The organism is Streptomyces sp. P3 (assembly GCF_003032475.1).
Classification (GTDB): Bacteria; Actinomycetota; Actinomycetes; order Streptomycetales; family Streptomycetaceae; genus Streptomyces.
On the sequence record NZ_CP028369.1, the window covers coordinates 9,093,481 to 9,107,759 of the forward strand.

The 14,279-nt window shown below is 69.9% G+C and carries 17 protein-coding genes; 13 read left to right on the top strand and 4 right to left on the bottom strand.

Features of this window, described 5'->3' with window-relative positions; genetic code table 11:
- Window positions 1-17: 17 nt before the first annotated feature.
- Window positions 18-470 (bottom strand): MarR family winged helix-turn-helix transcriptional regulator, encoded by a 453-nt coding sequence (locus tag C6376_RS40530; protein ID WP_107448166.1) that lies wholly within the window; start codon window positions 468-470, stop codon window positions 18-20.
- A gap of 65 nt (window positions 471-535) precedes the next feature.
- Here C6376_RS40530 and C6376_RS40535 point away from each other — a divergent pair, with 65 nt between their 5' ends.
- From C6376_RS40535 to C6376_RS44260, 7 genes are all read left to right on the top strand, one after another.
- Window positions 536-940 (top strand): hypothetical protein, encoded by a 405-nt coding sequence (locus C6376_RS40535; RefSeq protein ID WP_107449455.1) that lies wholly within the window; start codon window positions 536-538, stop codon window positions 938-940.
- 245 nt (window positions 941-1,185) lie between these two features.
- Window positions 1,186-1,737 carry a hypothetical protein gene (locus C6376_RS44255; RefSeq protein ID WP_159083432.1) on the top strand — a complete coding sequence of 184 codons (552 nt, stop codon included), beginning with the start codon at window positions 1,186-1,188 and terminating at the stop codon, window positions 1,735-1,737.
- A 782-nt stretch (window positions 1,738-2,519) separates the two neighbouring features.
- Window positions 2,520-2,858, top strand: coding sequence for a hypothetical protein (locus C6376_RS40550; RefSeq protein WP_159083434.1), 339 nt, complete (start codon window positions 2,520-2,522; stop codon window positions 2,856-2,858).
- Between the two features lie 237 nt (window positions 2,859-3,095).
- Window positions 3,096-4,697: an ISL3 family transposase gene (locus C6376_RS40555; protein ID WP_216825664.1), complete on the top strand. Its 1,602-nt coding sequence runs from the start codon at window positions 3,096-3,098 to the stop codon at window positions 4,695-4,697.
- Window positions 4,698-4,755: 58 nt separating this feature from the next.
- Window positions 4,756-5,190, top strand: coding sequence for a hypothetical protein (locus C6376_RS40560; protein WP_107448169.1), 435 nt, complete (start codon window positions 4,756-4,758; stop codon window positions 5,188-5,190).
- Between the two features lie 604 nt (window positions 5,191-5,794).
- On the top strand, window positions 5,795-6,286 hold the full coding sequence (locus C6376_RS40565) for a hypothetical protein (RefSeq protein WP_159083435.1): 492 nt from the start codon (window positions 5,795-5,797) through the stop codon (window positions 6,284-6,286).
- A gap of 167 nt (window positions 6,287-6,453) precedes the next feature.
- Window positions 6,454-6,591: a hypothetical protein gene (locus C6376_RS44260; RefSeq protein ID WP_159083436.1), complete on the top strand. Its 138-nt coding sequence runs from the start codon at window positions 6,454-6,456 to the stop codon at window positions 6,589-6,591.
- Window positions 6,592-6,931: 340 nt separating this feature from the next.
- Here the strand turns inward: C6376_RS44260 and C6376_RS40570 are convergent, their stop codons facing one another.
- Together C6376_RS40570 and C6376_RS44265 are read right to left on the bottom strand one after the other, a co-directional pair.
- Window positions 6,932-7,555 (bottom strand): hypothetical protein, encoded by a 624-nt coding sequence (locus C6376_RS40570; RefSeq protein WP_107448171.1) that lies wholly within the window; start codon window positions 7,553-7,555, stop codon window positions 6,932-6,934.
- Entirely contained in the window at window positions 7,552-7,722 is a 171-nt protein-coding gene (locus C6376_RS44265) for a hypothetical protein (RefSeq protein ID WP_159083437.1), read from the bottom strand. Before C6376_RS44265 ends, C6376_RS40570 begins: the two co-directional genes overlap by 4 nt.
- Before the next feature lie 265 nt (window positions 7,723-7,987).
- On the opposite strand from C6376_RS44265, the gene C6376_RS40575 reads away from it, so the two are divergent.
- Window positions 7,988-8,281, top strand: coding sequence for a hypothetical protein (locus tag C6376_RS40575; protein WP_107448173.1), 294 nt, complete (start codon window positions 7,988-7,990; stop codon window positions 8,279-8,281).
- Between the two features lie 133 nt (window positions 8,282-8,414).
- Here C6376_RS40575 and C6376_RS40580 read toward each other — a convergent pair whose 3' ends face one another.
- Complete coding sequence (locus C6376_RS40580; RefSeq protein ID WP_107448174.1) at window positions 8,415-9,368, bottom strand: ScbA/BarX family gamma-butyrolactone biosynthesis protein; 954 nt, start codon at window positions 9,366-9,368, stop codon at window positions 8,415-8,417.
- A 285-nt stretch (window positions 9,369-9,653) separates the two neighbouring features.
- On the opposite strand from C6376_RS40580, the gene C6376_RS40585 reads away from it, so the two are divergent.
- The 5 genes from C6376_RS40585 to C6376_RS40605 all read left to right on the top strand — a co-directional run bounded on the left by C6376_RS40585 (window position 9,654) and on the right by C6376_RS40605 (window position 14,012).
- The gene (locus tag C6376_RS40585) at window positions 9,654-10,310 is read left to right on the top strand and encodes a ScbR family autoregulator-binding transcription factor (protein ID WP_254076274.1); all 657 of its coding nucleotides are present in this window, start codon (window positions 9,654-9,656) and stop codon (window positions 10,308-10,310) included.
- A 220-nt stretch (window positions 10,311-10,530) separates the two neighbouring features.
- The gene (locus C6376_RS40590) at window positions 10,531-11,229 is read left to right on the top strand and encodes a haloacid dehalogenase-like hydrolase (RefSeq protein ID WP_107448177.1); all 699 of its coding nucleotides are present in this window, start codon (window positions 10,531-10,533) and stop codon (window positions 11,227-11,229) included.
- Window positions 11,230-11,323: 94 nt separating this feature from the next.
- Complete coding sequence (locus tag C6376_RS40595; protein WP_107448179.1) at window positions 11,324-12,097, top strand: SDR family NAD(P)-dependent oxidoreductase; 774 nt, start codon at window positions 11,324-11,326, stop codon at window positions 12,095-12,097.
- Window positions 12,098-12,259: 162 nt separating this feature from the next.
- Entirely contained in the window at window positions 12,260-12,859 is a 600-nt protein-coding gene (locus tag C6376_RS40600; RefSeq protein WP_107448181.1) for a TetR/AcrR family transcriptional regulator, read from the top strand.
- Window positions 12,860-13,013: 154 nt separating this feature from the next.
- Window positions 13,014-14,012 (top strand): LysR family transcriptional regulator, encoded by a 999-nt coding sequence (locus C6376_RS40605; RefSeq protein WP_159083438.1) that lies wholly within the window; start codon window positions 13,014-13,016, stop codon window positions 14,010-14,012.
- Window positions 14,013-14,279 lie beyond the last annotated feature (267 nt).

Sequence of the window (14,279 nt, forward strand, 5' to 3'; positions counted from 1 at the left end):
TGGGGGTGAGGTGCCGTTCAGCGACCTGGACGGCTCTGGCTCACCTCGTACAGTGTGCGCAGGCTCCGCAGGAATGTCTCCCTGTCAGCGGCTGGAATCTGTCCGAGCATGCGTTCCTCGCGGTCTTGGACGGCGGCTCGGACGAGGTCCCGGAGCTGGCGGCCCTCGGACGTGAGGGAGAGCAGGCGCACCCGGCGATCCTTGGGGTCAAGCCGACGGGTCAGCAGCCCGCGGGACTCCAGGTCGTCGAGTACGGCGATGATCCGGGTCTTGTCAGCATGGATGGCCTCGGCCAGTGCGGCCTGGGTGCGCAGCGGCGTCTCATCGAGGTAGGAAAGCACCGCGTACGCCCACATGGTCAGACCGTGGGCGTCGAGGACCGGCTGTTCAGCGGCCAACAGAGCACGGCCCAGGGGGACGACCATCGCGGCTAGGTCAAGGCGGGACGCGTTCCCGGGAGCTGCGTTCATGTGGATGAAAGTAGCCCGTTGACAAATCGTATGCTCAAGTAGATCGTAAGCGAATGCTTACGAATATGTTGAGGTCGCCATGGATACCCGGGCCGGACCACGACCGCGAGGGCCCCGTCCTGGTCAGCGTCACCGACTTCAGGCTCGACAGGGTCGCGGACCTGCCCGGGATCCACCGCGCGGCCCGCAGACTCGCGAGGGGCTGGCCAGAGCTGGAAGGGGCGTACGGGATGTGGCTCTGGGCGCGCCCCACCGCCCGTCGCTGTGGTGCCGTGGCTGTCTGGCGCGACGAGACTGCCTTGCAACGGTTCGTCGCCTGGCCGCCACACGTCGAGATCATGCGCGCGTACCGGGGGAGAGGTGCCCTGACCTCCACCACCTGGCGCTCGGACGCGTTCGATCCGACGGAGACCTGGGCCCGAGCCCGGACCGGCCTGCAGCCCTACGTTCGCCGTCGCGGCTGTCGCTGATCGGGCGCAAATCAGCCGCTGGCAGACCTCGCGGCCGCTGCGCGAGCATCGGCCTTCCCCCTGAAACCGAGTGCGACCACAGGACCACACACGCGCTGGGCGGTTGCTTCTCAGGACCGACGGCCTGGCGACCGTGTGAAGCCGAGGATCAATGCGAGCGGGGGAGACCTCCCCTGCACGACACGAATACTGGAGGCTCCATGAAACCCGTGCGGTCACTTTTCCCGACACGCAAGGCCGCATCCATGGCGGCTGCGGCCGCCTTGGCGGTCTGCGCCACCGGCGTCACCGGCGTCACCGGCGTCACCGGCGTCACCGGCGTCACCGGCGCGACGGCGGCCGGGAAGTCGGCACAACGGCCGCTGCACGCGAGCGTGACCGGGACCGCCGAGTTCCGGCTGCCGTATCTGGACGATGACCACATCCGTTCGATCACGGTGGAAGCACATGCCGCTCCCTACAGCAGACCGATCCCCGAATCGGCCAGTGGGTTACCGACCGACGCCTACGGGACGGTAAGGATCTCCCACTACGCACCCGGGGAGGGCAGGACAGCCACGGCCACCGGCACGGTCGACTGCCTGGTGACCGCACCCGGCACCGCAACCCTGACCGCCGTCATCACCGAGGTGAGCGCCGGTGGCCCGGACTGGGTGGGCATGCGGCTGGGAGTCAGTGTCCAAGACGGTGGCGAGGACAGGCCCGGAAAGGTGTCACGCGACCGGTACCGCAGCATCGATGAGATCGCACACCGGGAGTCCAATTCACCCCGCCTTGATGTGTTGCGACCGCCTTGACATGCGGTTCGGGGGAGGGGAGTACACCTGAACTGCGATCCTGCATGTCGATTGAGGCGGCCGCATCGACAACGCGGCCGCGCGCCGCGATGCCCGCGCCTTGTCCCGGGTACGGCACTCCACCGCATGGCTGTGGTGACGATGCCGGGCATTGTCCACCGAGTGGAGCCCACGATGTTCAGCATCCAGTGCCGATGCACGACATCGGGTGGACTCCACTCCGGTGGACTCCACTCACTGCACGTCCTGCGGAACGTGGTGCGCTTGCGGCCGGGGCACCGACTGCTCATCGTCGGGGCCAGCGGCGGCGTCGGCAGCGTCGCCATCCAACTGGCGCAGTGGCCTCATATTTCACGCCGGGTCCCCGTACCGCATCAGCGTGGCACGGGCGCGACGGGGCGATCTCGAAGAGCTGGCCCGGGACGTCGACAGCGGTGTGCTCCGACCGATCATCGACCGGGTGTATCCGCTGGAGTCCATCCAGTGGCTTTGTCCACGAGAACGGACAGCAGATGTCCACTACGTCGGGAGGCACCCCGGTTGGCGGCTGTTCGAGTCTACTGCTGACTTTCAGGGCCGAATCTGCGAGCGTTACACAGGATGAACGTTGTTCTGGAAGACAAGCGCAGATTCGCCGCCGAGTCCGTCGAGCAAGATCAACTGCACCGTAGGGGCTACCTTTTCCCCGCTCGGCCGAGAGCCTTCACGGTGCTGCTGACGGTCATTCAGAGGCAGCCGAGATGAGTGGCGGCAAGGGCTGGTGGATCTTGGTGGAGGCACCCGTGGGGGGAGATTCCCGCTGGGAGCTGACCCGGGCGACCCCTGTCGACGGCGGCCGGGAGCACGCCGTCGCGCAAGCCGCTGAGCTGGCCCGTAAGTGCGACCAGTCCGGCCGGGAAGTTCAGAACCCCGAGGCGTACGGCCGGCGGGTGTTCCGGAACGGGGAGGCGGACTGGCTCGTGGAGGTCGGCCACTCGTACTGGAGTGACTACCTCAAGAAGTCCGTCACGTCCAAAACGCACGTCCGGATCTCCGTCGCCGAGCTGGAACACCAGAGCGAGACGCCGGACGCCGAGCCTCCCGCCAAGGGCAGGCTGCGGCGCGCGCTCGGCATGGGCTGACGGACGGTTGCGAAGGTCCCTCGGCTCGGTCCTATGAGCACCTCTGCTCTCGGGCGTTCGATTCCCGCCATTGCTCGAGCGCCTCTCGAAGTGATGGACATCTGCTGTCTGTTCTCGGGTTCTGGCTCAACTTCCGTGACCTGCGCACGCTGAGTCACGCTTCGTGGTCGTGTTGGGCTCCTGAAAGTCGCCCGAAAATGATCAGTAGTGACCTCGGGTACCTGACAGTTCGGGACCGTGGAAGAAGTGGTCCTCCGGCTGGAGGAGTTGCTGTTCCCGTCGATCGCGGACGTGTCGGTGGTGTCGGTGGACGTGAGCAACGAGACGATACGAGTCGAAGCCCGCAGCACAACGGCCGGTTCGGCGTGTTCGGGCTGCGGGAACTGGTCGATCCGGGTTCATAGCTCCTACCTGCGGTTTCCTGCGGATGTTCCCAGCGCGGGGCGCCGGGTGGTGCTCTGTCTGCGGGTCCGCCGCTTCGCCTGCCCAGTCGCTTCGTGCGGACGACGGACGTTCGTTGAGCAGGTGCCGGGATTGACCCGGAGGTACGGCCGGTGGACCGAGCGTCTGCGTTCGGCGTTGGAGGCGGTCGGCCTTGCCCTGGCCGGCCGGGCGGGAGCTCGGATGGCTGGCGTCTTTGGGGTATCCGTCAGCCGCAGCACGGTGCTGCGGCTCGTCGAGGCGCTGCCCGAACCGGATCTGCCAGCCCCGAGAGTGGTCGGCGTCGACGAGTACGCGACGCGCAAAGGCCGGCACTACGGCACGGTGCTGGTCGACGTCGAAACGCGACGGCCGGTGGACCTGCTGCCAGACCGGGAGGCATCCAGCCTGGCCGCCTGGCCGGCCAAGAGGCCAGGGACCGAGGTCGTCTGCCGGGACCGGGCTCCGTTCTTCGCCGAAGGCGCCACCGTCGGGGCACCGCAGGCAGTGCAGGTCGCGAACCGCTGGCACCTGTGGCACAACCTCAGCGAAGCCGCCGAACGGTGCGTCGCCGACCATCGGGGCTGCCTGCGAGGCACCGCACCCGAGCCATCCCAACAGGTCAAGGAACCAGAAGAACCAGCTGACCCCTCTGGCTCGCCGTGGCCCACCGGCCACCGGTTCGCCGACAGAACCCGGGCCAACCATGCCGCCGTACACGCCCTGCTGGCGGCCGGCCACAGCCGCCGCGCGATCCAACGCCAGCTCGGGATGACCTACCGCACGGTCAAGCTCCTCGCCGACGCCACCACCCCGGAAGACCTCTTCCACGGCCAGTGGCAGGGCCGCCCCTCCGTCCTCGACGAGTACAAGCCCTACCTGGACGACCGCTGGAACCAGGGCTGCACCAACGCATGGAAGGCATGGGAGGAGATCGTGCCACTCGGCTACAAAGGCAGCTACCAGCGAGTTCGCGCCTACTTCCGCACCAAACGCCTTTCGGCCGATCCGGTCACCGCACCCCCGCCTTCACCCCGAACCGTCGCCAGCTGGATCCTGCGCCACCCCGACTCCCTCTCCGAGGTAGAACAGCTCCGGCTCAAAGCCGTCCTGGCCCACTGCCCCGAACTGGAAGCCCTCATCGGACATGTCCGCTCCTTCGCCCAGATCCTCACCGAGCGACAGGGCCAACAGCTGCCCGAATGGCTCGACGCAGTCCGCCAGGACGACCTGCCCGGCCTCCATACCCTCGCCGCCGGCATCGATCGCGACCGGGCCGCGGTCATCGCCGGGCTCACGCTGCCCTGGAGCTCGGGCGTAGTGGAAGGGCACGTCAACCGCATCAAGATGCTCAAACGCCAGATGTTCGGCCGAGCCGGCTTCGCACTCCTGAGGAAACGAGTGCTCCTCGCTCCATGACCGATGGCAACACGTGAAACGCTTCCGGCATCGATCAACCCCACCGCAGGAGCCGCGAATGTCCAGGACCGCCGACATCGATCTCGTGTTCGCACGTGCCGTCACCGTAGACGCCGTGGTGCGAGCTCTGGCCGGTACGGGGTGGTCGCTGCAGGAACCGCTTGGTATCTCCTACATGGTCAACAACGACGACCTGTTCGATTGGCAGTCGGCTTCAACCGACCAGGCAGCTGAGGTCCTGACCGTGGTGGATTCACCGGGCAACGTCGACTACCACGTCGGCGTCTCCATCTATCACTCAACTGCGGAAACCGGTGGCCAGTTACTTTTTCATGCTGGCCGATCGCACTGTTCCTTCATCCCGACGATCGACCGGCGAAGGCTCTCCGGAGCACCAGCCCTGACTGACATGGCGTGGTATCTGAACGCACTGGTACCGCCCCTGCTTGCCATGGGGCTGGCCAGCTACGAAGCGAGAGACCTTGTCGACTGAGACTCGTTCGTCGCAGCTCGGTCGACATGCGGGCAGCACGCGTACTCGGATCGATCCCCGCTGCCTGCCCAGCCGGTGTCACTCTCGGCTACGCGATCACGGAAATTGAGCCAGAGCCTGTTCTCGTGAACAAAGCCAATCCAGGAAGCGCACCGCGCGGTGGAGTCGGGCCACGCCCGGGGCAAACGCGTCGTCGATCTCTCTGGAACGTAGACCGTGAGGAGCGGCGGCCGGTCAGGTGCCCTGAGCAGGGAACACTTCGTCGACGGCGCGACGGAGCGTTTCGCGGACGGCCGGAGTCCTGCACGTTCGCGGCCGTGACCAGCACCACCCCGAGCAGCAGGCCGAGGATGTCGGTGACGATGCTCCGCTTGAGCGCCGCGCTGTGCCGAAACCGACCGCACCGCCGCGGTGGTGGAGCAATTCCGGTACCGCGGCCATGGATGCCATCGGGCGCCGTACCGGGTGCGGCACGCGTGCCACAAGGTTTCCGCAAGGTCCTGGCGGCACGATGCACGTATGCGCCGCGCGACCTCTGAGAGCCCGCGCGGGCATGGCCTTCGTGGTGATCCCAGTAATCAGTGATTCCAGAAAGGGGACTCTCATGTCCGCTTCCTCGTCCGTATCCTCGCCCCGCCCGTCACGGCCGAGGCTCGCGGCCGTCTCCGGTCTGGCGTTGACCGTGTCGTTGGTCGGTGCGGCCGTCGCGCCGACAACGGCCTCCGCGGACACCGGCGACCGCACCAGGACCGTCGACTGTGCATCGCTGTACGTGTCGGACAGCGGCGGCACGGTCCACGCCAGGACCAGGAACTGCACGGTCACCTGGGGCAAGAACATCCACGACAACGTCTACTGGCAGACCGTGAAGTTCCAGCTGCTCGACGACGACACCGACGGTGTGTGCGCCAAGGCGAACGCGATCGCATCCGACTCGGGGAAGAGCGCCTCGTTCAGCGAGTGCGACGGTGTCTGGACGACGAAGACCGCCACGCTGAACGGCCGCAGCTCCAACATCTTCATCAGGGTCGCCTACGGGTCGCAGTCCCAGCACGGCAAGATCAGCACGAACATCGGGGCGCCTTCCGGGTTCTGACCGGCGGCTCGGGGCGGGGCGGGGGACGCTCTGATGGATTCCGAACCAGGGCAGTGACGGCAACGGATGGGCCGATGGGACAAGGCGATCGCAATCCACGGGTCCGCCGAGTCCCCGCGGCGCCTGTCGCAACCGTCGGACGAACCGCTGCGAGGGCCCCCGATCCGGTGAGCGGTGCGCGGGCGCTGCTCTACGACGTCGGCCAGCTCGACGCATGGCGGGCAGGCCAACCCGTACCGCCCCTGCCGGACGCCGAGGCGGATCTGCTGGGCGTGCGGCAGGCCGCCGGCCTGATGGGCGTGTAGGTCAAGTCGTGAGACTCCTACCGGACGGATCCGGCGCTCGCACACGGTATCGGCCACCGCCGCCGCCCGCTCCTCGACGCCCGGCCCGGCCTCTTCCAGTTTCATGTCCCGCCCAACGAGCACGCCGTCTGCCAGATGCCCCGCACGGCGAGGCCCTGCACCGACGGACGTGGCACGGGACCATATTGTCCTCTGGCGGAACGGGGTCGAAGGGTCTGTCAGGCCACTACGGCCGGGTGTCGCCGGGACGCCGTCCCCCGGCCCGCTCGGCCGGTCGCACTGCTCTGGGTGGGCTCCCGCGGCAGGAGGCTCACCCGGAGCAGACCGGGGCTGTCAGGCGTCAGAAGAGGGCGGCCGGCTTGGACGCCGGTTCTGCGAGGGTGAAGTTCAGCTCCCCTTGCACGGGCCGTTGGCGCGCTGCCCGTCGCGACCGCCGCTTTTGGGACGGAGACTGCTCACGACGCTTCATCTGTGCGGAGGGCTGCCTTGTTCCTCCGGGGGCAGTGACCCCCTCCGAAGCCAGCTGGCGCAGGACGTTGTGCGTCACGTCCTCACCGATGGCGAGGCGCTCATGCTGAGCGAGCGCCCGAACGGCCTGCTCGCGCACCCTCGGCATTGCCCAGGCTTGCACGACGACCTCCCCCTGCGCGGTCTCGGTCGCTGAGAGGAGATCCCGTAGCGGCGTGGACACAGGAGACAGGCCCCGGGCTGCGAAGTCGTCCTGCTTCTCGTGGCGCCATGCACGGGTCCAGGCGGCTTCCCAGCTGGGCCACTCCGTCTCCGGAACCTCGCAGGCCTGCAGGTACGCCTGGAACTGGCGCTTGCTGTGCGGCATCGCCTGTTTGGTCACGATGCGGTGCACGGTACGGTGCGGCAGGACGCCGAAGTTACCCGCCCGTTGCTCCATGGTGCGCAGCGTCGGAGAGCCGGCCTTCTCGTACAGGTCGTGCAGGGCCGCGCTCATGTCGACGAAGTCGCGGATGAATTACGGGCGAGGGGAGCGCAGGCCGCGGCCGCCCCGATCCGCAGCTGCTCGCCGCCCTGGACCGAGGCCAGCTCCTGACCACCCTGCGCGAGAACCGTCCCCGCGCCATCGCCCTCCACGTAGGGCACGCGCTGCTGGCCGGCCACCACGACCTGCTCGGCGACCCCGCGGCCGCGTGCCGCGAGTTGACCGCCGGCCCCGGCGGCGCCGAGGCGCTCTCCCTCCTGTTCATGACGCTCACCCGACTCAAGCCAGAGCGTTCACACATACCTGGCGGCGCCGCCCCGGCTTCGGCCGACCGCGCCGCCGTGGACACCGCGCACGTGTGGTGGACGGGGGCGCGCGAGGCAGGCCTGCCGCCCGGCGCTCGCCGGCGCCGGCGAGTTCGCTCACCTCGCCCTCGCGGACGAGGTGTGGCTGGCGCTGGCCCGGCGCAGCGCCGAGCACACCCCCGCCCAGGAGAGAGCCGAAGCCGTCGCTCAACGCGCCGCCGGCCACCCCCGCAGCTCTGATGCCCTGCTCCTGGCCGCGCACCTGCTTACCCGGCCCGCCCCCGACCTCGAGTACGACGCCGACGTCCGCCGGCACGCCGGAACCCTGCTCGAGGCCGCCGTAGCCCTGCCCGCGGCCGACCGCCCGGCCGAGACGGAGCGGCTGCGCCGGGCGCTGATCGACGCCGGCGAGATCCAGACCGCCCGCACCTGACGGCCTCGCCGGCCACCCGTGCCGCCGACGGCTGACCTGTGGCTTTCCTTCCCGGAGGAGAACACTGTACGCACCGGGTGCTCGCCGCCGGAGCGGACGGAACTCTCGTGGGCAGGGCGTGGGCAGGGCGACGTCAGGGCGAGGCCAGGGCGACGGTCGCCGTGAAGGCGGGGGTGCCGTTCTGTACGGCCCGGACGCGGACGAGCCGGTGGGCGTCCCCGCGGTCCCCGGCCGGCGCGCGGTCGATCCAGCAGGGGGCGTCGAACTCGACGTACTGGGTGAAAACGGCGTCGAGGCCGGTCGCGAGCCCCGGCAGCGGGTGGGCCGCCGCGTGGGCGCTCTGGCGGGCGGCTTCGAGCAGCAGCATGCCCGGGACGTGGTCGGCCGGGTGGTCGAAGAGGACGGGGTGAGAGAGGTCGGCGCGCAACTGGGCGCGGGTGGGAGCCGGGCCGGGGGACAGATCGCGGGCGCCGGCGCAGGACAGGACCACGTCCCGGGTGCGGGTGCGGGCGACGCGGGCCGGTGCCATGGCGGGCGCGAGCGGGACGGCGCGCCGTGCGGCCTGGGCGGCGTCGGCGTAGGGACCCCGCAGGCGCGGATACACGGCGGGGGACAGGTTGCAGAACCTCGTCTCCGCCACGCCCAGCGGACGGTCGTCGATGTACAGGTCGACCTGCATGCGCAGCGAGGCCAGCCGGCCGGCGCGGCGGACTGTCTCGGAGCAGGTGACGTGCAGGTCGACGTGCGCGTCGTTCCCGGTGAACGTCAGGGCGACGGGGTCGACTTCGTAGCGCAGGCTGCTCCACGACTGGCGATGGCCGAAGGGGACCGCGTAGGCGACGTGGCTGAGCAGGGGCACGCTCTGGCGGACCGACTCGGCGACGAGCAGCGGGTCGTGGAAGCCGCCCTTCGGTCCGTAGAAGGGGTGCCGTGACGGCCACCGGGCGGTGACGTGGAAGCGGTCGGGTCCGGTCGGGGACAGCCCGGTCAGCAGAACCTCCGACGCGGCGGCCTTGTGCACGTACTCGCGGGGAACGGAGGTGGCCGACGGGCGCTCTATGACTCGCGTCGAGGCAGTCACGGTCATGTGGATCCCCCAGGGATGTGGTTGACCTCGTGTGTTTGGCGCGGTGAACTGTCGAGAACAATATAGAGAGCGCTCGTTTTGTTTTTCTGTCATGTCTAAGTAAAGATGAGATCACGACTAGGTCAAGAGCATGGTGCGAGAAGGGGCGAAACGGAAGTTTTCCGGCTGGTGGGCTTGTGTCTTGCTCGACATCTGGCAGGTTCGGGAGCTGAGGCCGATACCGTAAAGAGTGTTCGGTTTCGCTAGGAGGTACTGGTGGTTCGTCAGCCCAGGCAGGAACGGGGAGTGCAGACTCGGAGGCAGTTGCTCCGGGCGGCGGCAGAGGTGTTCGACGAGTCCGGTTTCGCCGGAGCGAGCATCAAGGACATCCTTCAGCAGGCCGAACTCACGGCCGGGGCGCTGTACTTCCACTTCGAGTCGAAGGAGGCGCTCGCCCGCGCGGTCATGAACGCGCAGCCCGACTCGATAGTCCCGTGGCTGGAGTCGGAGGGGCTCCAGCGGCTCGTCGACATCACCCTGGTCTGGTCCCAGCAGCTGAGGACGGACCCGCTGCTGCGGGCGGGTGTACGCCTCACCACCGAACAGGGCGCGTTCGGCCTGCGGGACGCCAAGCCCTACCGCGACTGGGGCGCGATCATGGCCGAGTGTCTGCGCGTGGCGGCCGACAAGGGCGAGCTGCAGGCCGGCGTCGCTCCGGAGGAACTCGCCGAGTTCGTCGTCGAGGCGTGTACGGGCATGCAGACCTACTCCGCCGTGGCGAGCGAGGGGCGGGCGGACCTGGGCGACCGGGTCGTACGGATGTGGCGGCTGCTGCTTCCGGGCATCGCCGTGCCGACGGTCATCGCCCACACCGAAGTGAGTGAGGCGCGCGCGAAGGAGCTGTTGCGGACCGCGTCCGCCGCGGCCTCCGCTTCGGCGGGCTCCGGCGGCGCGCAGGGCTGACCGCGGACGCCGACCGCGGCCGCGGACAGCACGCGACCGACAGCAGTACGACCGACCGTGAGATCGACCGCGGGTGACCGGCCGCGCGTGCACGACCGGGGGTGACGGCGGGCGCGACACGCGCCGTGCCGCCAGGCGCGCCCGGCGGCACCGGCTGGCGGCACAGGCGGGCGGGCGCGGTGGGACAGCGTGAAGAATCCGTATCCACAGGGGAGAAGACATGGTTCACGGCCTGACACATCTGCGCCTGTGCGCGGTCAACATCGACGGCGTCATGCTCGACGACTCCTTCAGCCCGGTCATCCACCACTTCCTGGTGAGCCGCGGCTGCGCCTACACCGCCGAGGTCGAGCGGAGCATCTTCTCCCGGCCCCGTTCGGTCGCGGGCCGGCTGCTCGCCGAGGCGGTCGGCGAGCCCATGACCGGCGAGGAGGCGCTCGACGCGTACTTCGAGGAGCGCGCCCGCCATGTGGCCGCGCACCCGGTGCGGGTGAACGACGGGGCGATCACCCTGGTCCGCAGGCTCCGGCGGCTGGGTCTTCGCACGGTCTGCTACGGAGGTCTCGACCAGAGCCACTTCGACGCGTTCCTCGGTGAGCACGCCGGCCTGTTCGACGACCCCGGCTACATCTGCACCGACGCGTTCCGGCCGGGTCTGCACGAGATCGCCATCGAGTACTTCGGTCTGAAACACGACCAGGTGCTCGTGATCGACGACGTCGCGACGGTCGCCGAGACGGCCAGATCGCTGGGGATGCCCTTCATCGGTCACCCCAGCCGTTTCGAGCACAGCTTCCAGCGGCAGCTGATGTGCGAGGCCGGCGTCCGGTACCAGGTCGACTCGCTGCACGCCGTGGACGAGGAACTGCTGCGGTCGGTCGACGCCGAGGCCGCCGCCGGCACGGTGTGGCCGGTCTGAGCGGTCGTTGCCGCGGGCAGGATCGACGGGTCGGCCGGTGCGGGATGCCCGGCATGTGGCGAAGCGAGACAGATGTGACACAGGGGGAGTAGCCGTGGGAGACGAACACAAGCTGCTGAGCGGCAAGGTGGCCATGATCACCGGGGCGTCGAGCGGGATCGGCGCGGCCGCCGCCCGGCTGTTCGCCGACGAGGGGGCGGCGGTCGTCCTGATGGCCCGCCGTGCGGAGCGGCTGGCCGAACTGGTGGAGAGCATCCGCGGCGACGGCGGGCGGGCCGCGGCCGTGGCGGGTGACGTGACGGTGCCGGGTGACGTCGCCCGCGCCGTGGGGACGGCGGTGGACACGTTCGGCAAACTGGACGCGGCCTTCAACAACGCTGGGTACGGCACGGCGGGAGTCCCGCTGCACGAGATGGACGCGGAGACGTACGACCGGACCATGGATGTCAATGTGCGGGGGGTGTGGAACTGCCTGTCCCACCAGATACCGGCGATGCTCGACTCCGGCGCCGGCGGGGCCGTGGTGAACACCTCCAGCGTCGCGGGTCTGAAGGCCACCGGAGCCTCGGCCGCGTACGTCGCCTCGAAGCACGCGGTGATCGGCCTGACGCGGGCGGCGGCCTACGACTACGGCCGGCGGGGCATCCGCGTCAACGCGCTCGTCGTGGGCGCCACCCGGTCCGAGATGATGGACGGCGTCATCGCGCAGCTGCCGGAGCTGGAGGAGGTATTCCTCGCCGACTCGCTTCAGCACAGGATGTCGCGGCCGGACGAGGTGGCGCAGGCCGCGGCCTGGCTGTGCAGCGACCGTTCGTCGTTCGTCACGGGTTCCGCCATGGCGGTCGACGGCGGTTCGACCGCCGTGTAGCGCGCGCGTGCGCCTCGCGGCGCACGTGCAGGACCTCCCCCTGACGTCGTACCGGCGTTGCGTCGAAGCAAAACATAGAGAACGATCGTTTTGCTAAGTTGACCTCACGGACGGCCGGGGGTCGCTCCCGGCCGTCCGGTCGTGACCAGGAGGAGGAGATGCATGAGGCAGCAGGAGCGGGCCCTGCGGACGCGCGCCCGGATCGTCCGGGCGGCGGCGCTGGAGATGGACAGGTCCGGCTACGAGGGGGCGCGGCTGTCCCGGGTGTGTCAGGTCGCGGACGCCTCCATGGGGGCGGTGACCTTTCATTTCCCGACCAAGAAGGCGCTGGCCGAGGCGGTGCGGGAAGAGGGCGTGGCGGGTGTCGACGCCGTGGTGAACCGGGCGCTGTCGGCCGGCACCTCGCGGCTGCGCGCCGTGGTCGACCTGACCGTCGCACTCGCGTCCTTGCTGGAACGGGACGTCGCCGCCCGGGCGGCCGCGCGGGTCGCCCGGGAGCAGCCGGACGTGATGGAGCAGTGGTCGGGCTCCTGGCTGCCGACCGTGCTCGACCTGCTGAGCCGTGCCCGGGCGGATGGTCAGCTGCGGCCGGAGCACTGTCCGGAGACGCTCGCCGCTCTGGTCGTGTACCTGCTGGCCGGTGCGGAGTCGGAGATCCGTACGGGCGGTGGCGCGCCGATGGGCGGTGCCGGGAGCGTCGCCGACCGGCTGGAACAGATCTGGCGGCTGGTCCTGCGCGGCGCGGCGGCCGGGAAGTTCTGAGCCCTCCCCGGTCCCCGGATGCGGTAGCTGTCCTTCCATACTAGAAAAACATAGCGAACGTTCTGTACGTTATCTGATGTCGTCGGCTCGGCTGTCGTCGGCCCGGCGCGGCGCCGTACCCGCGGCATCAGATCAGTTACCGGACACGGAGCAGATGGAGGACTGGCGTGATTCGATCCGCATACGGGTCCGCGCACTCGCCGCGCTCGGCGCGCTGGACGGGGGCTGCCGGATGAACATCAAGCACCTCAGCGCGTTCCTGACGGTCGCGGACTCCCGCAGCTTCACGCAGGCGGCCCGCATCCTCGGACTGGCCCAGCCGACCGTGACCGCCCGGATCAAGTCCCTGGAACAGACGCTGGACACACCGCTGCTGCTCCGTACGGCCTCCGGAGCCAGCCTCACCCCGGCCGGACGGCGGCTGCACCGCTACGCGCGCCGCATCGTGCAGCTGAGCGAGCTGGCCCAGCAGTCCGTGTGCGACCCCGCCGACGCCCCCGACGCGCTGGTGATCGGGGCCGCCGAGTGCATCGTCACGTACCGCCTGGTCCCGCTCATCGAGTACCTGCACCTCCGGCACCAGCAACTCGACCTGTCGCTGCGGGCGCTGGCCGGTGACCCGGTGCGGCTGGTGCGGGAGGAGCAGATCGACTGCGCGTTCTTCATCGGCCCGCGCACGGCGGCCGCCGACGTGCACCATCGCGTGCTGCGCCCGGAGGGCCTGAGCCTGGTGGCGCACCCCGAACACCCGCTGGCCGGCCGGCCCGTCCTCTCCACCGCCGACCTCGCCCCCCACACGGTGGCCTGCGCCAACCGGGAGAGCGGATACCAGCGGGGCCTGGAGAGGGCGCTGGTCGAGGCGGGCGCCGTCGCCCGCGGGATTCTCGTCCTCGGCTCGGTCGACGCGGTCAAGCGCAGCGTGGGCGAGGGCATCGGCATGGCGCTGCTGCCCACCGTCGCGGTCGCCGAGGAGCTGCGTCTCGGGCAGTTGCGGCGTCTGGACTGGCGGCCGCCCTTCACCGTGTACTCGCAGTGCGTCTGGCGCCGCGGCCTCGACGACGACCCGGTGTTCCACACGGTGCTCGGCACGGCCCGGCAGGTGCTGGCCGAGTCGGACACGGCGGCCGGGCCGGCGCTGCAAGAGGTCTGCTGACCATGCGGACACGGACACGGACACGGACAGGGACGCGGATGCGGCCGGGGCCGCGGTCGCGGTCGAGGTCGCCCGCCCGCGTGGGGAGCCGCGCCCCGGGAGGCCGCGCGCGGACGGTCCGGCGCGGGCCGCGCGCGGGCGGGCGGTCCGGGAACGTGGCGGGCACAACGCCGGTGCGGGCGCGCGTCACCGGACGGCGCTCGCCGCATCGGGGGTCACCGGGACGGCGGGCGCGTCCACGCGCCGGCGGCCGGGGTCCCGCGCGGG